The following is a 19,197-nucleotide window of genomic DNA, read 5'->3' on the forward strand; positions in this document are numbered from 1 at the left end:
GCCTTGATTTGATCGCCTGTTTTCGCAATAAGTGCAGACATATTTTCGAGTCAAGGTGAATCCGAATGACCGTGATCTGGGCCAGGACGGCGCTGTTGCCGGAAGGGTGGGCGGAAAACGTGCGGGTGGACATCGACGGCGGGCGGATCGTTTCCACGACGCTGGACGCCCCCCCGTCCGGCCGGCGCTGCGGCATCCTGTTGCCGGCGCCGGCGAACGCGCACAGCCACGCCTTTCAGCGCGCCATGGCCGGGCTGACTGAATCACGCGGACCCGACCCGCGCGACACGTTCTGGACCTGGCGCGAGCTGATGTATCGGTTCCTCGACCGGATCGACCCCGACCGGGCGGAAGCCATCACCGCGCTGGTGCAGATGGAGATGCTGGAAGCGGGATATGCCTGCTGCGTGGAGTTTCACTATCTCCATCATGCTCCGGACGGCCGCCCCTATGCCAACCTCGCCGAAATGGCCGAACGGATCGCGGCGGCGGCGGATCAGACGGGAATCGGCCTGACCTTGTTGCCGGTTCACTACCAGTTCAGCGGCTGCGACCGGCGGCCGGTCGGCCCCGGGCAGCTGCGGTTCGGCAACGACCTTGACCGCTTTACCCGGCTGCTTGAGGCCAGCGGCGCGGCGATTGCCGCCCTTCCCCCGGATGCCCGGCTGGGCGCGGCGCCGCATTCGCTGCGCGCTGTAGCGGCCGAGGATCTGCCGCGCTTGCGCGCGCTGGCCGGGGACGGGCCGTTTCACATGCACCTTGCCGAACAGGTGGCCGAGGTGGAGGAAGTCCAGGCCACCCACGGCGCCCGACCCGTGGAATGGGTGCTGGACCACATGCAGCCGGACGAACAGTGCTGCTTCATTCACTGCACCCATATGAAGCCACATGAAACCGAGAGGCTGGCCCGCACCGGCGCCGTGGCCGGGCTGTGCCCGATCACCGAGGCCAATCTGGGCGACGGCATTTTCGATGGCGTCCGTTGGTTCGGTTCTGGCGGCGCAATCGCCGTGGGATCGGACAGCAACCTGCGCATTGCGCTTGCCGAAGAACTGCGGCTTCTGGAGTATTCCCAGCGGCTGCGGGACCGGGCGCGCGCGGTTCTGGCGGAGCCCGGCGGCTCGACCGGGCGGCGGCTCTATGATGCCGCGCTTGCCGGCGGGGCGCACGCGGCGGGGCGCGACAACGGGGCGATCGCGCCGGGGCTCTGGGCCGATCTGGTGGCGTTGGACGCGGCTCATGTGGATCTGGCCGGCCGATCCGGCGACCGGCTGCTTGACAGCTTCATCTTTGCAGGCGGCAATGCCATGGTGCGCGACGTCTGGTCGGCGGGACGGCATATGGTAAAGAACGGCCGCCATATCCGGCGCGACGAAATCGTGATCCGCTATGCGCGGGCAATGGCGGAACTGGTCGAGGCATCATGAACACCGACGGTGCGACGTCGTGGCAGGCCGTGCGGGACGAAGTCCTGCGGCGCATCCGCGAACGTGAATGGAAACCCGGCGATCGGATCCCCCACGAGGCGGATCTGGCCCGCGAACTGGGCTGCGCGCGGGCCACGGTGAACCGCGCCCTGCGAGCGGTCGCCGAAGACGGGCTGATCGAACGCCGCCGCCGCGCTGGCAGCCGCGTCGCGTTGCACCCGGTGCGCAAGGCCCGTCTCGACATCCCTGTAATCCGGGTCGAGGTCGAAAGCCGCGGACTGCCCTATCATTTCAGCCTGACGTCGAAGAGCGACGAACTGCCGCCGCCCGCGATCCGGGCCCGGATGAAGACCGCCCCCGACACGCCGCTGATGCATGTGGTGGGACTGCACATGGCCGGCGGGCGGCCCCATGCGCTCGAGGATCGCTGGATCGACGCGGACGCGGTGCCGGGTGTGCGCGACGCCGATTTCTCGACGATCAGCCCCAACGAATGGCTGGTGCTGAACGTGCCCTTCGAAGGCGGCGACATTGCGTTTTCGGCCACCACCGCGACCCGCGAGGACGCGGCGGCGCTGGACTGCGCCCCCGGCGCCGCGCTGTTCCTGACCGAACGCACCACCTGGCACGGCACGCGGATACTGACGACGGTGCGGCTGCTCTTCGCGCCGGGCTATCGCCTGCACACCGAGATCTGAGGCCTCAGACCTTCCAGAAGCAGAACGCGGTCCAGAGGAACGCGATCCCCAGCGGCGCCCAGAGCGGCGTGCCCACAAGGCCCAGCCAGGCCAGAAAGATATAAGCCGACCCCAAGAGCGAGATGAACAGCCGATCACCACGGGTGGTGGTCAGGCCCAGCACGCCGACGCGTTCGTTGCCGCCGGGGTTGCGGATCTCGAGAATCGCCATCAGCGCGATGCTGGCGAAGATGAAGATGAAGAAGGCCAACGTCGCCCGCGTCCAAGCCATCCAGAAGCCGGGCCAGACCGGCTCGGTCCACCATTTGGCCCAGGTGAACGCCTCTTCCTGCTGCTTGCCCAGGTCGCCCCAGCCTGCCGCCGCAAGCGCGGTCGGTATCACCCCGAGCGTCAGAAGGACGTAGATCGCGCGCTTCATCACACCCTCCCCAGGGCAAAGCCCTTGGCGATGTAGTTTCGGACGAACCAGATCACGATTGCGCCGGGGATGATGGTCAGAACGCCCGCGGCCGCCAGCAGGCCCAGTTCATAGCCGGCGCTTGAGGCGGTGCGGGTCATCACCGCGGCGATGGGCTTGGCCTCGACGGCAGTCAGCGTCTTGGCCAGAAGGAGTTCCACCCACGAGAACATGAAGCAAAAGAACGCGGCCACCCCGATCCCCGCCTTGATCGTCGGCACGAAGATCCGGATGAAGAAGCGCGGGAAGGAATAGCCGTCCACATAGGCGGTTTCGTCCAGTTCCTTGGGCACCCCGGACATGAAGCCTTCGAGAATCCACACGGCAAGGGGTATGTTGAACAGGCAATGCGCCAGCGCCACCGCAAGGTGGGTATCGAACAGCCCCACCGCCGAATAGAGCTGGAAGAACGGCAGCGCGAACACCGCCGCCGGCGCCATCCGGTTGGTCAGCAGCCAGAAGAACAGATGCTTGTCCCCCAGAAACCGGAACCGCGAGAACGCATAGGCCGCGGGCAGCGCCGCCAGCAGCGAGATCACCGTGTTCAGCGACACGTAGATGATCGAGTTGATATAGCCCCAATACCAGGTCGGGTCGGTAAAGATCGTGCGGTAGCTGGCAAAGGTCCATTCCTGCGGGAACAGCGAGAAGCCGCCCAGGATCTCGTTGGTGGTCTTGAAGCTCATCGCCACCAGCCAGTAGATCGGCAGCAGCAGGAACAGGATGTAGAGGATCGGGATCAGCGCGCGGGGTCTCATTGCTCGTTCCTCGTCATGATGGTGTAGAACAGCCAGCTCACCAGCAGCGTGAAGGCAAAGTAGATCAGGCTCATCGCCGCGGCGATGCCGAGGTCGAACTGCCCCAGCGCCACCTTTACCAGGTCGATCGACAGAAGCGTGGTCGAGTTTCCGGGGCCGCCCCCGGTCAGCACGAAGGGTTCGGTATAGATGTTGAAGCTGTCCATGAACCGCAGCAACACGGCGATGGTCAGCACCCGCTTCATCTTGGGCAACTGGATGTAGCGGAACACCGCCCAGTTCGACGCCCCGTCGATCTTGGCCGCCTGGTAATAGGCTTCGGGGATCGAGATCAGCCCGGCATAGGCCAGCAGAACCACCAGCGAGGTCCAGTGCCAGACATCCATGACGATGATTGTGACCCAGGCCGCCAACGGGCTTTGCGTCATGTTGTAGTCGATGCCAAGCACATGATTCATGAAATAGCCCAACAGCCCAATGTCGGGCAGGGTGAAGATGTTCCACATCGCCCCCACCACGTTCCACGGGATCAGCAGCGGCAGCGCCATCAGCACCAGACAGACCGATACCCAGAACCCCTTGCGCGGCATGGCCAGCGCGATGGCGACGCCCAGCGGCACCTCGATCAGCAGGATCGTGAAGGTGAACAGCGCCTGCCGCCCCAGCGCGGCGTGGAAGCGGTCGGATCGCAGCACGTCCTCGAACCAGCCCACCCCGTGCCAGAAGAACAGGTTGTCGCCAAAGGTTTCCTGCACCGAATAGTTGACCACCGTCATCAGCGGCACGAGCGCATTGAACGCCACAAGGATCAGGACCGGCAGGACGAACAGCCAGCCGCGCTGGTTCTCGGTCTTCATTTCCATACCTCCGTGGCGATCCAGCCATCGGCGTAAAGCCGGGTCTGCGAGGGTTCGAAATGCAGGAACACCCGCGCGCCGGGCGCGGGCGGGAGGCGGTCGGTGATCGCGTTGACAACGTGGTCGCCGACCATCGTCTCGACCACGGTGTAGCGGCCGATATCGGCGGCCTTGCGCACCGTGGCGGGGATGCCGCTGTCGGCAAGACGGACATATTCGGGACGCACGCCGATCTCGGTCCGGTCGCCCTGTCGGACGATCGGGCCTTCCAGTTGCACCGCATGACCGGCAAACCGGGCCACGCCGCCGTCGACCTCGACCGGCAGGATGTTCATCCCCGGCGAGCCGATGAAATGGCCGACAAAGGTGTGCTGGGGCCGCTCGAACAGTTCGACCGGGGTGCCGATCTGCACCACCTCGCCCAGCTGCATCACCACCACCTGATCGGCAAAGGTCAGCGCCTCGGTCTGGTCGTGGGTGACGTAGATCATGGTCACCGCGATGCGCTGGTGCAGTTCCTTAAGCTTGGACCGCAGCCGCCATTTCAGCTCGGGGTCGATCACGGTGAGCGGCTCGTCGAACATGATCACGTTCACGTCTTCGCGCACCAACCCGCGCCCCATCGAGATCTTCTGCTTGTTGTCCGGCGACAGGTTCGACGCGCGCATCGCCAGCCGGTCCTCAAGCTCCAGCATCGCGGCGATCTCGCGCACGCGGGCATCGACCCGCGCTTCGTCCACGCCGCGGTTGCGCAGCGGAAAGGCCAGGTTGTCGTAGACCGTCATCGTGTCGTAGATCACCGGGAACTGGAACACCTGCGCGATGTTGCGTCTGTCGGGCGGCAGATGCGTCACGTCCTGCCCGTCGAACAGCACGCGCCCGTGGCTGGGGGTCAGAAGCCCCGAGATGATGTTCAGCAGCGTGGTCTTGCCGCAGCCGGATGGCCCGAGCAGCGCGTAGGCCCCGCCATCGGTCCAGTCCAGGTCGATCTGCTTCAGCGCGAAATCGTCCGGCCCCGCGGGGTTGGGCAGATAGCTGTGGCGCAACTTGTCCAGCGTGATCTTAGCCATCGGCATCCCCCTTGATCACCAGATCGCCGTTTTCCCCGAAATAGAAGCAATGTTCGGGCGCCATGTAGAATTCGTGCTCTTCGCCCACCTTGTAAGCGTGGACACCGGGGGACAGCGACACCCAGACATGGCCGCCCATCTCGAAATGCGCCACGCTTTCGGATCCGCTCAGTTCGGTGATGCGCACGACGCCGCGGATCGGCACGGTGCGTTCGTGCACCGGAACCGGGCTCACGAAATGGGGGCGCACTCCGACGGTATAGGCGCCGTCGGGGATCGCGGCGACGGCGCCCTCGACGGTCCAGCCGTGGCCCCCCGCCAGCTCGATCCGGTTGCCGCGCTTCACCACCGGGGCAAGGTTTACCGGCGGGTCCGAGAACACGGTGGCCGAAAGCTGGTTCGCCGGATTGTGGTAGATTTCGGTGGTCGGGCCGAACTGCACGATCCGCCCTTCATGCACCAGCGCCGTGCGCCCGCCCAGCAGCAGCGCCTCGGTCGGCTCGGAGGTGGCATAGACGATCACCGTGCCGCGCCCGGCCAACAGGTCGGGCAGCTGTTCGCGCAACTCCTCGCGCAACTTGTAGTCGAGGTTCGCCAGCGGTTCGTCCAGAAAGATCGCCTTGCTTTCCTTGACGATGGCGCGGGCCAGGGCGCAGCGCTGCTGTTGCCCTCCGGACAGTTCGTCGGGGCGACGGTGCAGCATCGGACGCAATTGCAGGATATCGGCGGCTTGTTCGACCCGGCCGGCGATCTCGGATTTCGGTATGCCGGCCACCCTCAGCGGCGAGGCGATGTTGTCGAACACCGTCATGTGCGGGTAATTGATGAAGAACTGGTGCACCAGGCTGATGTTGCGCTTTTGCGGCGACAGGCCGGTGACGTTCTCGCCATCCACCCGGATCTCGCCGCTGGTCGGCTTTTCCAGCCCGGCCATCAGCTTGATCAGCGTGCTCTTGCCCGCGTTGGTCGCGCCGAGGAGGATATTGAACTCCCCCGGTTCGAGCCGCAGCGACGTCTCGTGGATATGCGTGTCCGCACCGACACGCTTGGTGACGTTTCTCAGTTCGAGCGTCATGTCCTTCCATCCCCGTGCCCGCGCCTTGGCGGGCAGGTCAGCCGACAGGCCGGGGCCCCGAAAGGCCCCGGCCGCGATCTTGGCCGTCAGGTTCGCGCGATCAGTTCGCGCTGGCCCAACGCTTGATCAGTTCGTCATAGTCGATGGTTTCGCCCTGCGGCTTTTCGTTCGCCAGCTTGGCCTTGGCGCCGCCCTTGCCCAGCCATTCCTCGGCCGGCTTTTCGGGGTTGAGCCGCGGGCCGCAGCCGCCATAGACGCCGGCCGCCTTGTCGGCCTGCTCCATACGCGCCATGACCTGATCCATCTCGGAGGCGAGACGGTCCATCGCCTCTTGCGGGGTGAACGCGCCCGAGTTCACGTCGCCGATCTGCTGCCACCAGATCTGCGCGAGCTTGGGGTAATCCGGCACGTTGATGCCGGTCGGCGTCCACAGCACCCGGTCGGGCGAGCGATAGAATTCCACCAGGCCGCCCAGTTTCGGGGCGCGCTCGGTGAAGCTGTCGTGCCGGATGGTGGAGTCGCGAATGAAGGTCAGGCCGACATGGCTCTTGGTCACGTCCACGGTCTTGGAGGTGACGAACTGGGCATAGAGCCAGGCTGCCTTGGCCCGGTCCATCGGCGTGGACTTGAAGAAGGTCCACGATCCGCAGTCCTGATAGCCCAGCTTCTGCCCCTCTTCCCAATAAGGGCCGTGCGGGCTGGGTGCCATCCGCCACAGCGGCATGCCGTTCTCGTCCACGGTGTTGTTGCCTTCCGACCGCGGCTTGACCATGTCGGCGGTGAAGGCGGTGTACCAGAAGATCTGCTGAGCCACATTGCCCTGGCTGAGCGCCGGCAGCGACTGGTAGAAGTCGTAGGACGCGGCCCCCGGCGGGGCGTATTTGCGCAGCCATTCATCCCATTTGCGGATCGCATAGACCGCCGCCGGGCCGTTCGCCGCGCCGCCGCGCGTGACCGAGGCACCGGCCGGGTTGCACGAACCCGCCTCCATGCGGATGCCCCATTCGTCGATCGGAACGCCGTTCGGCAGCCCCTTGGAGCCCGCGCCGGCCATCGACAGCCAGGCGTCGGTCATCCGCCAGCCGAGGTCGGGCGCGCGCTTGCCATAGTCCATGTGACCATAGACCCGCACGCCGTCGATTTCCTTCACATGCTCGGTAAAGAACTCGGCGATGTCCTCGTAGGCCGACCAGTTGACCGGCACGCCCAGGTCGTAGCCGTAGAGCTCCTTGAACTTCTTCTTCAGATCTTCGCGGTCGAACCAGTCCTTGCGGAACCAGTAGAGGTTCGCGAACTGCTGGTCGGGCAGCTGATAGAGCTTGCCGTCGGGGCCGGTGGTGAACGACTTGCCGATGAAGTCGTCCAGATCCAGGCCCGGGTTGGTCACGTCGGCCCATTCGCCCGCCATCATGTCCGACAGCGTATAGGCCAGCTGCATCCGGCTGTGCGTGCCGATCAGGTCGGAGTCGTTGATGTAGCCGTCATACAGGTTGCGCTTGGTCTGCATCTGGGTCTGCACCGCCTGCACGACTTCGCCCTCGCCCAGAAGCTGGTGGTTGACCTTGATGCCGGTGATTTCCTCGAACGCCTTGGTCAGGACTTCGGATTCGTAGCTGTGCGTCGGGATGGTTTCCGACAGCACGTTGATTTCCATGCCCTTGAACGGCTCGGCGGCCTTGATGAACCACTCCATCTCGGCCAGCTGTTCGTCCTTGCTGAGCGCGGACCGGGTGAATTCGGTCTCGATCCACTTCTGCGCCGCGTCCATGCCCTGCGCCGCCGCGCGCGTGGCCCAGAAGCTACCGCCCCCTGCCACCATCGCGGTTGACAGCGCGGTCGCCGCGGTTCCGGTCAGGAATTCCCTTCTTCGCATGTTGCCCTCCCAATTGGTTTCAGATTGCTTGCGTCAATCTGCGGCGAGATGGTTGTAGGAAACAAAGTGAAAGTCAAACGAAAAAAATCGTTGTTCAACCTTGCCGCGCCGCCTACAAATTGCAACGAGATGTCGCCCCGTGGAGGAGACACCAACCGTGAGCGTGACCAACAGGAAAGAGGAGATCCTGAATCTCCTGCGCGAAAAGGACCGCGTGAACGTCGAGGATCTCTCGCGTCGCTTCGGCGTGAGCACACAGACGATTCGCAGCGACCTGCGCGATCTGGCGCAGGCGGGGCTGGTGGCTCGCACGCATGGCGGCGCGCGGCGCGTCACCTCCGCGTCGAACCGCGACTACAACGAACGGCGCAAGCTGAATGCCGGCGCCAAGGAACGGATCGGGCGGATGGCGGCATCGCTGATCCCCAACGACTGCTCGGTCACCCTGAATATCGGCACCACGACCGAACAGGTCGCCCGCGCCCTTGTGGGGCATGAAAACCTGATGGTGCTGTCCAACAACATCAATATCATCAACATGATGCTGGGGGCGCCGTCGAAGGAGCTGGTCCTGGTCGGCGGCGCGGTCCGGCAAAGCGACGGCGCCATCGTCGGCGAGGACGCGGTCGAGTTCATCTCGCGCTACAAGGTGGACTATGCGGTGATCGGCGCCTCGGCGCTGGACGAAGACGGCGCCGTGCTGGATCACGACCCGCGCGAGGTGTCGGTGGCCCGCGCCATCTTGCGCAATGCGCGCACGACGGTCCTGGTCTGCGACCACTCCAAGTTCGACCGCACCGCGCCGGTGCGGATCTGCAATCTGGCCGAACTGGACTATTTCGTCACCGACGCCCCCCCGCCGGCCGCCTTTGCCCGGGCCGCCGCCGAGGCGGGAACCGAAATCGTCATCGCGGACGGGGACGATGAACGATAGCGGGCACGAGGTTTACGACCTGTTCGTCATCGGCGGCGGCATCAACGGCTGCGGCATCGCCCGCGACGCGGCTGGGCGCGGCCTGTCGGTGGCCCTGGCCGAGATGGGCGATCTGGGCTGGGCCACGTCATCGTCCTCGACCAAGCTGTTCCACGGCGGCCTGCGCTATCTGGAGTATTTCGAGTTCCGGCTGGTCCGCGAAGCGCTGGAAGAGCGCGAGGTTCTGCTGACGGCGATGCCGCATATCAGCTGGCCGATGCGGTTCGTGCTGCCCTATCACCCGGACATGCGATTCGACAGCGACACGCCGACCTCGCGGTTGCTGTCGATCTTCATGCCGTGGCTCAAGGGGCGGCGACCGGCCTGGCTGATCCGGCTGGGACTGTTTCTCTATGATCACCTGGGCGGGCGAAGGATCCTGCCGGGCACGACCTCGGTGGATCTGCGCAACGACCCCGCCGGGCGCCCGCTCAAGCCGAAATTCCGCAAAGCCTATGAATATTCCGACTGCTGGGTGCAGGATTCGCGGCTGGTGGTGCTGAACGCCCGTGATGCAGCCGCCCGCGGCGCGCGGATCATGCCGCGCACCCGCGTCACCTCGGCCCGGCGCGAGGGCGATCTGTGGCTGGTTGATTTGCTGGACGAGGCATCGGGACAGTCAGAAACCCTGCGCGCCCGCGCGCTGGTCAATGCCGGCGGCCCCTGGGTGGCCGAGATCATCCGCGATACGATTCATGTGCCCTCGCGCGAGGGCGTGCGGCTGGTGCGCGGCAGCCATATCGTCACGCGCAGGCTTTACGACCACGACAAGTGCTATTTCTTTCAGGGCACAGACGGGCGGATCATCTTTTCCATACCCTATGAGGACGATTTCACCCTGATCGGCACCACCGACGAGGATCACCCCGACGCCGACGAACCGCCCGTCTGCACCGACAAGGAAAAGCGCTACCTGGCTGAGCGCGCGTCGGAATATTTCGCCAACCCGGTGACCGAGGACGACATCGTCTGGACCTATTCCGGGGTTCGGCCGCTCTATGACGACGGGGCCAAGTCGGCGACCGCGGCGACGCGCGATTATGTGCTGTCGCTGGATAGCACGGGCGGCGCGCCGCTGCTGAATGTCTTTGGCGGCAAGATCACCACCTACCGCCGCCTGGCCGAGGCGGCGATGGCAAAGCTGAATACGTTCTTTCCCGCGGCCGGCGGCAACTGGACGGCGCGCGTGGCGCTGCCGGGCGGGGATTTCCCGGTGGATGGCGTCGATGCCCTGATCGCCGAACTGCGGCAAGCGTATCCCTTCCTGGATCTTGCCTGGGCGCGGCGGCTGGTGCGCACCTACGGCACCGAGGCCCGGACCATCTTGCAGGGCGCGGATCGGCGCGAGGACCTGGGCGAGGATTTCGGCGCAACGATCACCGCCCGCGAACTCGACTGGGGCGCTGCCCACGAATGGGTGCGCTGCGCCGAGGATTTCGTGTGGCGCCGCACCCGGCTGGGGCTGAAGTTGACCGACGCGCAGGTGGCGCGGATCGACGCCTACCTGCGCACCCGGCCGGAACCGGACGCGTTGCCTCAGACCGGTCGATAGGCGCCGGTTTCCGGGTCGTAATATTCCAGCCCGCCCTCGCCGATGTCGTGCCACGGGCCGTGCAGGGTCAGCACGCCCGCGCTGACGGCCTCCTGAACGAAGGGAAAGGTCATCAGGTTTTCAAGCGAGGCCACGACCGCCTGTTTCTCGAACGCGCGTTCCTGCGCGGCGGCGTCCTCGATCCCGGCGACCAGGTCGTATTTCGGCCGCAGGATGTCCATCCAGCGGCCGACGAAATTGTCCTGCGCCCCCGGCACCGGCGGATTTCCCTTGCAGATCTCGATGCAGCCCTTCACCCCGCCGCATTGCGAATGGCCCATCACGATCACATGCGCGACCTTGAGCGCCAGAACAGCATATTCCAGAACCGCCGACGTGCCGTGATGCCCGCCGTCGGGTTCGTAGGGCGGCACCAGATTGGCAATGTTGCGATGGATGAAGAACTCGCCCTGGTCGGCGCCGAACAGCGAGGTCACATGCACGCGGCTGTCGCAGCAGGAAATCACCATTGCGCGGGGATGCTGGCCCTCGCTGGCCAGGTGGCGGTACCAGGCCTGGTTTTCCTTCTAGGCGGTGGCTCTCCATCCGTGATAGCGCTGGACCAGATAGCCCGGCAACGGGCTTGCATGTTTCGTCATGACCCCACTTCCCTCTATTCCACGCGCCCGGATACACCGGGTTGACGGAAAATTCGACGCATTTCTGCCCTACGCGGAAACCATTTGCAAACCCCGCCCGGCGCATGATCGCCCCCGGTCGTGGGGGCCACGAAACAATCGGGGTGAATGTGGTGGGACAACTGTTGACGCTCAGACAGGTGGAAACCGTCCGGCTGGATCCGGACCGGCTGGAGCTGCTCTACAGCCAGATGGGAGAGGCCGCCGCCGACGACGTGATCTGCCGCGCGGTCGAAGAGCTTGCGATACGCCTGACGCGGACAGAGCAGCAGTGGCGCAACGGCGACTGGCACGAAATGGCCCGGACCGCGCGGTCGCTGATCGCGATCGCCGATCAGGTCGGCATGACCAAGCTCGCCCGAATCGCCGGCGACGTGGTCCAGGCCGCGCGCGCCGGGGACAGCGCCGCGGTGGGCGCGACGCTCTTTCGCCTGATCCGGGTGGGGGAACGGTCGCTGACCGCAATATGGGATCTGCAGGATCTGTCGGGGTGACGAGACGGGACTTGCAGGCAGCGACCACCGGGATAGTCTTCGGCGCGACAACTGCAGGAGACGCGACATGGCCCCGACATTCGCCCGACGCGAAGACGGCACGATTCCGCTTCACGCCATTGGCAAGGACGATCTGGACGACTGGCTGAAGGGCCAGGACGCCGCGGTCGGGCGCTGGGTTCATGCCAACGGGTTCACCGGCGCGCGGGGACAGGCGCTCATGGTGCCGGGGCCGGAGGGCGCGCCGGTCATGGCGCTCGCGGGGCTGGGCGACGCGCAGGACCGGGCGCGGCACCGCTTCGTGCTGGCCGCCGCGGTGGCGGGGCTGGGCGAAGGCGCCTATGACATCGTTTCGGGGCTGACGGGGCAGGCGCTCGAGAACGAGTGTTTCGGCTGGCTGATGTCCACCCATCGGTTCGACCGCTACAAGGCGCGGACGCCGGTCAAGGCGCGGCTGGTGGTGCCGCGCGGCGTGGACGCGGCGCGGGTCGAAACGCTGGCCGCGGCCGAGGCGCTGACCCGCGACCTGATCGACACGCCGGCGGCGGACATGGGGCCCGATGAGCTGGAAGCCGCCACACGGGATCTTGCCGCGGCCTTTGGCGGCTCGGTCCAGGTGACCGAGGGCGAAGAGCTGCTGTCGGCCAACTTTCCGATGATCCACGCGGTGGGCCGCGCCGCCGCGCGCGCGCCGCGCCTGATCGACATGCGCTGGGGCGAGACCGGGCCGCGGCTGACGCTGGTCGGCAAGGGGGTGTGTTTCGACACCGGCGGGCTGGATCTGAAACCCGCCTCGGCCATGGCGCTGATGAAAAAGGACATGGGCGGCGCGGCGACGGTTCTGGGGCTGGCCCGCGCGATCATGGGGCTGGGCCAGAAGCTGCGGCTGCGGGTGCTGATCCCGGCGGTGGAGAATGCCGTGTCGGGCAGCGCGATGCGGCCGGGCGACATCCTGACCTCGCGCAAGGGGCTGACGGTGGAGGTCAACAATACTGATGCCGAAGGGCGGCTGGTGCTGGCCGATGCGCTGGCGCTGGCGGATGAAGAGGCGCCGGAATTGATCCTGTCGATGGCGACCCTGACGGGGGCGGCACGGGTGGCGGTGGGGCCGGATCTTGCGCCGTTCTATACCGATGACGATGCCGCGGCGACGGCCTTGGCCGAGGCGGCGGAAACTGTGGCCGATCCGGTCTGGCGGATGCCGTTCCATGCCCCCTATGAGGAGATGATCGAACCGGCCAATGCCGATCTGGACAACGCCCCGGCCGGCGGCTTTGCCGGGTCGATCACAGCGGCGCTGTTCCTGCGCCGGTTCGTGACGGCTTCGCGCTATGTGCATTTCGACATCTACGCCTGGCAGCCCAAGCCGGCCCCGGCGCGCCCCAAGGGCGGCACGGGCCAGGGTGCCCGGGCGATCCTGCAGGCCTTGCCCCGGCTGTTGCCGGAATGAGCGATCCGCGCCGCACTCCGGCCAATTCCCGCGTGGTGGCCGCGCATCTGCCCGATGCCGCGCCGGGCGCGGTCCGGGTGTCGGGCGCGCCGCGCCGCATCGCCCGACCGGTCATCGATCTGTTGCGTGTGCCGGGCGGCGCGCGGGATCGGCAGCTCTTGTTCGGCGAAACGGTCACGGTTTACGAGGATCGTGACGGCTGGGCCTTCGTGCAGGCCGAACGGGACGGCTATGTCGGCTATCTGCGCACGGACATGCTGGCCCCGGCACGGACGGCAACGCATTGGGTCGCGACTCCGGCAACGCATGCCTACGCGGAGCCCGACATGAAATCGCCCGACCTCATGGCGCTGAGCCTGGGCAGCCGATTGACCGTGACCGGCACGCGGGGCCGGTTTGCCGAAACGCCGGATGGCTTTGTGCCGTGGGTGCATTTGCGCGAGATCGGCGTCCCGATGTCCGATCCGGTCGCCGTGGCGCGACTGTTTCTTGGCACGCCCTATCTCTGGGGTGGCAACAGCTGGTGGGGGATCGACTGTTCCGGGCTGGTGCAGGCGGCGATGCTGGCCTGCGGCATCCCCTGCCCCGGCGACAGCGACCAGCAAGAGGCGGAGTTGGGAGAGCTACTGCCGCCGAACATGCCGCCGCAGCGCGGCGACCTTCTGTTCTGGAAGGGGCATGTGGCGTTCTTCGCGGATGCCGATGTGCTGCTTCATGCCAATGCGCATCACATGGCCGTGGCGGTTGAACCGTTGCAGAAGGCTATCGACCGCATCGCGGGGCAGGGCGACGGGCCGGTGACGGCGCACAAACGGTTGCGCTAGACGGACAGGCGGTTGCGCTAGACGGACAGGGTGAGCCGCTGTCGAAGCCGGTATTCCGGTTTCGGATTGGCTGCGCCAATCCGACCGGTGCGAGGGGCGCTGCCCCTCGCGCTCCCCGGAGTATTTTGGGCAAGATGAAGGGGTTGGGAGCCGGTCGGATTCGGTCGGGCGGGCGCCGGTTTGCGCCTTGCCCTACTCGATCGGGCGGATCAGCTTGCGCTCCAGCACGCGCAGCACGGTTTTCAGGTCGTGCCCGCGCTTGAGGATGCGCCCGTCCATGCCGACCACCGAATACTGCCCCTGCCGGTTGCGCAGGCGCGGCGCCTTTTCCACGCGGTAGATCGGGTGTTCTGCGGTGCGGCGGAAGATCGAGAACACGGCCACGTCGCGCAGGCAGGAAATCCCGTAGTCGCGCCATTCGCCGGCCGCCACCATGCGCCCGTAGAGCGACAGGATGACCGAGAGTTCGCGGCGGTCGAACGAGACCTGAACCGGAGCCGGGCCAGTTGCCATGGGGCTGGGGGGCTGGATGGTCATGGGATCAGAGTTGCGGCATTTTCCGCGCGAATCAAGTCCCCCGCCGGTCACGCGCACGGGCTTGTGCCCCTGTGGCACCAAGAACCGTGCCGGTATCAGGCGAACTGCCCGTGGCAGAACCACCCTGCCGACATGGCATTCCCATGGGCGTAGAACAGCCACAGCCGCTCTTGCCGCGCGGTGACCACCACCCAGTAGTCGCGCACCCCCGACCGCCAGTCAGGGTCGTCCAGCCACCATTCCGGGGCGATCCGTTCCGGCCCGGCGGTGTGGGCGACCTCGTGCTTCTGCCCGCGCCAGCGGAACCGAGTGGGCGGGTCGGGGACCGCGGGCGCCGTCACCGGTTCGGGCCGCCACAGGATCAGCGGACGGGGCGCGGCCGGCATGGGCCAGTCGCGGGCCGGTTCGGACCAGGCCGCCGCCAGCACGGTCGCCGTCTTTTCCGGGATATGGCTGGAGGCCGGATGCAGGCGCGTGATCGCCTCCATCCCGACCCGCGCGCCGAGCCGCCCGATCAGGTCATCCAGCGCGGAGCCTCCGGAGAACCTTTCGGCCACCGCCCGGCTGGCCTCGAGATGCCCCACCGCGTGGCGGTCATGGACGGGTTCGGTCCGCGCCGCCTCGAGCCGCAGCAGGTCGATGCCAAAGCCCGCATCGATCGCATCCAGCTTCATCTCGAGCAGCGGGCGGATGCGGTCGGCGTCCCACGAAGGGCGGGCCAGCCCCACCGTCACCACCTCGGCCGCCCGGTCGGTGCGGTGCGCCTCGAGCCGGATCGCCCGCGCCCCCTGCCCGCGGTCACGCAACCGGGCGCAGAGCCGCGGCAGCATCCGGTCGATTCCGGCGAGGATGTCGTCCTTGAGCCCGATCGGTTCGGGCAGGGTCAGGCGCACGGCGAAACGTTCGGCCGGGCGGGCGGGCGAGATCGGCTCGGGCGTACTGCCCAGCGCCTGGTCCAGCCGATGCACCAGCCCCCGCCCGAAGCGCCGGGCCAGGGCGGCGCGAGGCTGCCCCAGCAAGTCGCCGACCCGCCGCAGGCCAAGACGCAACAGCTGCGCCACCGTCGCCTCGTCCAGCCGCAGCGCCGCCACCGGTAGTGGCGACAGTGCCCCGTGCGACTGCCCCGGCGGCGCGATCCGGGCCGTGCCCACCGGGGCCGGGGGCATCTGCGGCGCGGTCCCGCCCCGGGTCCAGTGCCGCCGCCGGCCCGCCCGCGACCGGGTGGCGCGGGCCTCCTGGTCGATGTCGTCCCCGCTGCGATCCGGCCCCGCGCCCTGCCCCGCGAACCGCGCCAGCGCCCAGGCCGCGCCCAGCGTGTCGGCGATCCCCAGCCGCACCGTCAGGCCCATGCCGGCGCAATCCTCCTCGATCACCCGGCACAGCGCCTCCTCTCCCCCGAAAAGATGGGCACAGCCGGTCAGATCCACCACCAGCGCGTCCGGCGGCTCTTCGGCCACCCAGGGCGAAAACCGCCCCGCCCAGCGCCCGAGCGCGGTCAGAAACGCGGCCTCGGCCGGTGCGTTGCGGGCGCGGGTGACAAGGGCCGCGCAGACCGCGTGGGCATCGCGCACCGGTTGGCCGACCCGGACCCCCGCCGCCTGCGCCGCGGCATTGGCCGAGGTCACCACCTGCATGTTTCCCTGCTCGCCCACCACCGCCAGCGGACCGGCAAGCGCCCTTTCGGCGCGGGCGATCCGCTCGGCGCCAAGACGGGGAAACCACAGAGACAGGATTCGGCGGCGGGACATGATGCGCGGCAGGTTTGTTCACTTTATGTTCCTATCCACAAACCCTCTGCCGAGTCGAGTCCCGCAAAACCCGCCCAGTCACCCGCCCAGTCACCCGCGCAGTCACCCGCACCAGAACCGGACGATCACGCCGTCGTCATCCAGAGCGACATTCACCCGATCCGGTCGGTGATCCTGCGTCATCGGACTGTTCGGCGCCAGCACCCGCGCTTCGGGCGGCAACCGGTCGCGCACCTCCTCGACCTTGCGGCCGACAAGCCCCGTCAGAGCATCGGCGCCACAGCTCGTCAGGTCATCTCCGTTCGCCCACGCCGCCGAAATCAGCAGGCCCAGCCCGCCGAAAAACGTCGCGATTCCCTTCATTGGCGCACTCCCGTCGGATCATGTCGCTTCCGTGGGGTTGACGGAACCCCACGGACGTAGACATCGTCAACAGGAAACCACAGGCCACGCATTGCAGCCGCACAGGAAACGGGAGGTCCCCCATGCGCACCAAAGCCGCCGTCGCCTTCGAGGCAGGCAAACCACTGGAAGTCATCGACGTGAACCTCGAAGACCCCCGCGCCGGCGAAGTGCTGGTCGAGATCAAGGCCACCGGCATCTGCCACACGGATGAATTCACCCTCTCGGGCGCCGATCCCGAAGGGCTGTTTCCAGCCATACTCGGCCACGAAGGCGCCGGCGTGGTGCTTGAGGTCGGCGAAGGCGTCACCTCGGTCAAACCCGGCGACCACGTGATCCCGCTCTACACGCCGGAATGCCGGGAATGCGAATACTGCCTGAACCCGAAAACCAACCTTTGCCAATCGATCCGCGAAACCCAAGGGCGCGGCGTCATGCCCGACGGCACCAGCCGGTTTTCCACGCTCGATGGCGACCCGATCCTGCACTACATGGGCTGCTCAACTTTCTCCAACCACACGGTCCTGCCCGAAATCGCGGTGGCGAAAATCCATCCCGACGCGCCGTTCGACAAGGTCTGCTATATCGGCTGCGGCGTGACAACGGGCATCGGCGCGGTCATCAACACCGCCAAGGTGGAAATCGGCTCCCGCGCCATCGTGTTCGGGCTGGGCGGCATCGGGCTGAACGTGATCCAGGGACTGCGGCTTGCCGGTGCCGACCAGATCGTCGGCGTGGACATCAACCCTGAAAAACGCGCCATGGCCGAACGCTTCGGCATGACCGATTTCGTCAACCCGAACGAGGTCGAAGGCGATCTCGTCCCCTATCTCGTCAACCTCACCAAAGGCGGGGCCGACTATACCTTCGACGCCACCGGCAACGTGCAGGTGATGCGCGCAGCACTCGAAAGCGCGCACAAGGGCTGGGGCGAATCGATCATCATCGGCGTGGCGCCCGCCGGCGCCGAAATCTCCACCCGTCCCTTCCAGCTGGTCACCGGCCGGGTCTGGCGCGGCACGGCCTTCGGCGGCGCCCGCGGCCGCACCGACGTGCCGAAGATCGTGGACTGGTACATGCAGGGCAAGATCGAGATCGACCCGATGATCACCCACACTCTCACCCTGGACGAGATCAACAAGGGCTTCGACCTCATGCAGGAAGGCAAATCCATCCGCTCGGTGGTCGTCTACTGAGGCCCCGCTTCTTTCTGGTCCGAAATACCCTCGGGGGTCCGGGGGCAGACAGCCCCCGGTCCACCCGTTTCGCCTCGCGCCTCCACAAAGACTTGCGCTCCTCCATGCCCCCAATATATTTGGAACCATTCTAAATTTTGGGCAGTGACATGCAGTTCTTTTCATCGCGCAAGCGGTTCAGCGACCTGACCGAGCAGGAAATTCTCGCGCTCGCGATCTCTTCCGAGGAAGACGACGCGCAAATCTACCGCAACTACGCCGAGCGCCTGCGCGAGGAATACCCCGACACCGCCCGCATCTTCGACGGCATGGCGCAGGAAGAGGACGAACACCGCCGCCAGCTGATCGAGCTCCACAAACAGCGCTTCGGCCCGGTGATCCCGCTGATTCGCCGCGAACATGTCGCCGGGTTCTACGCCCGCCGCCCGGTCTGGCTGGTGGAAAATCTCGGCATCGACCAGATCCGGGCCGAGGCCGAAGCGATGGAACGCCAGGCCGAACATTTCTACCTCGCAGCCGCCAAACGCACCACCGACGCGGCGACGCGCAAGCTTCTGGGCGATCTCGCCGCGGCCGAGGCCGGCCACCAGCACGCCGCCGACGAACTGGCCGAAGAACATCTCACCGACGACGCCCGCGCCGCCGAGGATCGCCACGCCCACCGGCAATTTGTCCTGACCTGGGTGCAACCGGGCCTTGCCGGCCTGATGGACGGGTCGGTCTCGACGCTTGCGCCGATCTTCGCCACCGCCTTTGCCACCCAGGACACCTGGACCACCTTCCAGGTCGGCGTCGCCGCCTCGGTCGGGGCCGGCATCTCCATGGGCTTCACTGAAGCCGCCTCCGACGACGGGGAACTCTCGGGCCGCGGTTCTCCGTGGAAACGCGGGCTTGCCTCGGGGGTGATGACCACCGTGGGCGGGCTCGGGCATGCCATGCCCTACCTGATCCCGCATTTCTGGACCGCAACCGCGATCGCCGCCTTGATCGTGTTCGTCGAACTCTGGGCGATCGCATGGATCCAGAACCGCTATATGGAAACCCCCTTCCACCGGGCCGTGTTCCAGGTGGTGCTGGGCGGCGCGCTGGTGCTGGCCGCTGGCGTGCTGATCGGCAGCGGATAGGCGCG

18 protein-coding genes and 1 pseudogene are annotated in these 19,197 nt (G+C 66.7%); 9 read left to right on the top strand and 10 right to left on the bottom strand.

Going from position 1 to position 19,197, the window contains the following annotated elements; genetic code table 11:
- Positions 1-65: 65 nt before the first annotated feature.
- Together C4S70_RS03740 and C4S70_RS03745 are read left to right on the top strand one after the other, a co-directional pair.
- The gene (locus C4S70_RS03740) at positions 66-1,427 is read left to right on the top strand and encodes a formimidoylglutamate deiminase (RefSeq protein ID WP_104006775.1); all 1,362 of its coding nucleotides are present in this window, start codon (positions 66-68) and stop codon (positions 1,425-1,427) included.
- Positions 1,424-2,125, top strand: coding sequence for a GntR family transcriptional regulator (locus C4S70_RS03745; protein WP_104006776.1), 702 nt, complete (start codon positions 1,424-1,426; stop codon positions 2,123-2,125). Before C4S70_RS03740 ends, C4S70_RS03745 begins: the two co-directional genes overlap by 4 nt.
- A 4-nt stretch (positions 2,126-2,129) precedes the next feature.
- On the opposite strand, the gene C4S70_RS19380 is transcribed toward C4S70_RS03745, so the two are convergent.
- From C4S70_RS19380 to C4S70_RS03775, 6 genes are all read right to left on the bottom strand, one after another.
- Positions 2,130-2,396, bottom strand: a complete 267-nt coding sequence (locus C4S70_RS19380) for a DUF2160 domain-containing protein (protein WP_327314855.1) — start codon at positions 2,394-2,396, stop codon at positions 2,130-2,132.
- 146 nt (positions 2,397-2,542) lie between these two features.
- Positions 2,543-3,340, bottom strand: coding sequence for a carbohydrate ABC transporter permease (locus C4S70_RS03755; protein ID WP_104006778.1), 798 nt, complete (start codon positions 3,338-3,340; stop codon positions 2,543-2,545).
- Positions 3,337-4,197 (bottom strand): carbohydrate ABC transporter permease, encoded by an 861-nt coding sequence (locus C4S70_RS03760; RefSeq protein ID WP_104006968.1) that lies wholly within the window; start codon positions 4,195-4,197, stop codon positions 3,337-3,339. The genes C4S70_RS03755 and C4S70_RS03760 overlap by 4 nt, the downstream gene beginning before the upstream one ends.
- Positions 4,194-5,267 (bottom strand): ABC transporter ATP-binding protein, encoded by a 1,074-nt coding sequence (locus C4S70_RS03765; RefSeq protein ID WP_104006969.1) that lies wholly within the window; start codon positions 5,265-5,267, stop codon positions 4,194-4,196. Before C4S70_RS03765 ends, C4S70_RS03760 begins: the two co-directional genes overlap by 4 nt.
- A complete protein-coding gene (locus tag C4S70_RS03770; RefSeq protein WP_104006779.1) occupies positions 5,260-6,342 on the bottom strand; it encodes an ABC transporter ATP-binding protein in 1,083 nt (360 codons plus the stop codon). The genes C4S70_RS03765 and C4S70_RS03770 overlap by 8 nt, the downstream gene beginning before the upstream one ends.
- Before the next feature lie 100 nt (positions 6,343-6,442).
- Positions 6,443-8,161, bottom strand: coding sequence for an ABC transporter substrate-binding protein (locus tag C4S70_RS03775; protein ID WP_104006970.1), 1,719 nt, complete (start codon positions 8,159-8,161; stop codon positions 6,443-6,445).
- Positions 8,162-8,372: 211 nt separating this feature from the next.
- Between C4S70_RS03775 and C4S70_RS03780 the strand changes: the two genes are divergently transcribed.
- Both C4S70_RS03780 and glpD read left to right on the top strand, forming a co-directional pair.
- The gene (locus C4S70_RS03780) at positions 8,373-9,149 is read left to right on the top strand and encodes a DeoR/GlpR family DNA-binding transcription regulator (RefSeq protein ID WP_104006971.1); all 777 of its coding nucleotides are present in this window, start codon (positions 8,373-8,375) and stop codon (positions 9,147-9,149) included.
- A complete protein-coding gene (gene glpD, locus C4S70_RS03785) occupies positions 9,139-10,740 on the top strand; it encodes a glycerol-3-phosphate dehydrogenase (RefSeq protein WP_104006780.1) in 1,602 nt (533 codons plus the stop codon). Before C4S70_RS03780 ends, glpD begins: the two co-directional genes overlap by 11 nt.
- On the opposite strand, the pseudogene C4S70_RS03790 reads toward glpD, so the two are convergent.
- Positions 10,725-11,378 (bottom strand): annotated as a pseudogene (locus C4S70_RS03790) (carbonic anhydrase). The gene glpD and the pseudogene C4S70_RS03790 overlap by 16 nt on opposite strands.
- A gap of 143 nt (positions 11,379-11,521) precedes the next feature.
- Here C4S70_RS03790 and C4S70_RS03795 point away from each other — a divergent pair.
- The 3 genes from C4S70_RS03795 (at position 11,522) to C4S70_RS03805 (ending at position 14,185) form a co-directional block, all read left to right on the top strand.
- Positions 11,522-11,911, top strand: coding sequence for a hypothetical protein (locus C4S70_RS03795; protein ID WP_104006972.1), 390 nt, complete (start codon positions 11,522-11,524; stop codon positions 11,909-11,911).
- 67 nt (positions 11,912-11,978) lie between these two features.
- Positions 11,979-13,361, top strand: a complete 1,383-nt coding sequence (locus C4S70_RS03800) for a leucyl aminopeptidase family protein (RefSeq protein WP_104006781.1) — start codon at positions 11,979-11,981, stop codon at positions 13,359-13,361.
- Positions 13,358-14,185 carry a C40 family peptidase gene (locus tag C4S70_RS03805; protein ID WP_104006782.1) on the top strand — a complete coding sequence of 276 codons (828 nt, stop codon included), beginning with the start codon at positions 13,358-13,360 and terminating at the stop codon, positions 14,183-14,185. The genes C4S70_RS03800 and C4S70_RS03805 overlap by 4 nt, the downstream gene beginning before the upstream one ends.
- Before the next feature lie 192 nt (positions 14,186-14,377).
- On the opposite strand, the gene C4S70_RS03810 is transcribed toward C4S70_RS03805, so the two are convergent.
- The 3 genes from C4S70_RS03810 to C4S70_RS03820 form a co-directional block, all read right to left on the bottom strand.
- Positions 14,378-14,722 (bottom strand): DUF2794 domain-containing protein, encoded by a 345-nt coding sequence (locus C4S70_RS03810; protein WP_104006783.1) that lies wholly within the window; start codon positions 14,720-14,722, stop codon positions 14,378-14,380.
- Between the two features lie 95 nt (positions 14,723-14,817).
- A complete protein-coding gene (locus tag C4S70_RS03815) occupies positions 14,818-16,470 on the bottom strand; it encodes a Y-family DNA polymerase (RefSeq protein ID WP_104006784.1) in 1,653 nt (550 codons plus the stop codon).
- A gap of 102 nt (positions 16,471-16,572) precedes the next feature.
- Complete coding sequence (locus C4S70_RS03820; RefSeq protein ID WP_104006785.1) at positions 16,573-16,833, bottom strand: I78 family peptidase inhibitor; 261 nt, start codon at positions 16,831-16,833, stop codon at positions 16,573-16,575.
- Positions 16,834-16,955: 122 nt separating this feature from the next.
- Between C4S70_RS03820 and C4S70_RS03825 the strand changes: the two genes are divergently transcribed.
- The gene (locus C4S70_RS03825; protein ID WP_104006786.1) at positions 16,956-18,068 is read left to right on the top strand and encodes an S-(hydroxymethyl)glutathione dehydrogenase/class III alcohol dehydrogenase; all 1,113 of its coding nucleotides are present in this window, start codon (positions 16,956-16,958) and stop codon (positions 18,066-18,068) included.
- Positions 18,069-18,217: 149 nt separating this feature from the next.
- A complete protein-coding gene (mbfA, locus tag C4S70_RS03830) occupies positions 18,218-19,192 on the top strand; it encodes an iron exporter MbfA (protein ID WP_104006787.1) in 975 nt (324 codons plus the stop codon).
- Positions 19,193-19,197 lie beyond the last annotated feature (5 nt).

This window comes from Jhaorihella thermophila (genome assembly GCF_900108275.1).
GTDB classification, from domain to species: domain Bacteria; phylum Pseudomonadota; class Alphaproteobacteria; order Rhodobacterales; family Rhodobacteraceae; genus Jhaorihella; species Jhaorihella thermophila.

What these genes read in the sequence shown, in the direction of transcription:
- C4S70_RS03740 (WP_104006775.1), top strand. Translation starts at nt 66, where the DNA reads ATGACCGTGATCTGGGCCAGGACGGCGCTGTTGCCGGAAGGGTGGGCG.
- C4S70_RS03815 (WP_104006784.1), bottom strand. Translation starts at nt 16,470, where the DNA reads ATGTCCCGCCGCCGAATCCTGTCTCTGTGGTTTCCCCGTCTTGGCGCC.
- C4S70_RS03825 (WP_104006786.1), top strand. Translation starts at nt 16,956, where the DNA reads ATGCGCACCAAAGCCGCCGTCGCCTTCGAGGCAGGCAAACCACTGGAA.
- C4S70_RS03745 (WP_104006776.1), top strand. Translation starts at nt 1,424, where the DNA reads ATGAACACCGACGGTGCGACGTCGTGGCAGGCCGTGCGGGACGAAGTC.
- C4S70_RS03820 (WP_104006785.1), bottom strand. Translation starts at nt 16,833, where the DNA reads ATGAAGGGAATCGCGACGTTTTTCGGCGGGCTGGGCCTGCTGATTTCG.
- C4S70_RS03765 (WP_104006969.1), bottom strand. Translation starts at nt 5,267, where the DNA reads ATGGCTAAGATCACGCTGGACAAGTTGCGCCACAGCTATCTGCCCAAC.
- C4S70_RS03775 (WP_104006970.1), bottom strand. Translation starts at nt 8,161, where the DNA reads ATGGTGGCAGGGGGCGGTAGCTTCTGGGCCACGCGCGCGGCGGCGCAG.
- glpD (WP_104006780.1), top strand. Translation starts at nt 9,139, where the DNA reads ATGAACGATAGCGGGCACGAGGTTTACGACCTGTTCGTCATCGGCGGC.
- C4S70_RS03800 (WP_104006781.1), top strand. Translation starts at nt 11,979, where the DNA reads ATGGCCCCGACATTCGCCCGACGCGAAGACGGCACGATTCCGCTTCAC.
- C4S70_RS03755 (WP_104006778.1), bottom strand. Translation starts at nt 3,340, where the DNA reads ATGAGACCCCGCGCGCTGATCCCGATCCTCTACATCCTGTTCCTGCTG.
- C4S70_RS03760 (WP_104006968.1), bottom strand. Translation starts at nt 4,197, where the DNA reads ATGAAGACCGAGAACCAGCGCGGCTGGCTGTTCGTCCTGCCGGTCCTG.
- mbfA (WP_104006787.1), top strand. Translation starts at nt 18,218, where the DNA reads ATGCAGTTCTTTTCATCGCGCAAGCGGTTCAGCGACCTGACCGAGCAG.
- C4S70_RS03770 (WP_104006779.1), bottom strand. Translation starts at nt 6,342, where the DNA reads ATGACGCTCGAACTGAGAAACGTCACCAAGCGTGTCGGTGCGGACACG.
- C4S70_RS03810 (WP_104006783.1), bottom strand. Translation starts at nt 14,722, where the DNA reads ATGACCATCCAGCCCCCCAGCCCCATGGCAACTGGCCCGGCTCCGGTT.
- C4S70_RS03805 (WP_104006782.1), top strand. Translation starts at nt 13,358, where the DNA reads ATGAGCGATCCGCGCCGCACTCCGGCCAATTCCCGCGTGGTGGCCGCG.
- C4S70_RS19380 (WP_327314855.1), bottom strand. Translation starts at nt 2,396, where the DNA reads ATGGCTTGGACGCGGGCGACGTTGGCCTTCTTCATCTTCATCTTCGCC.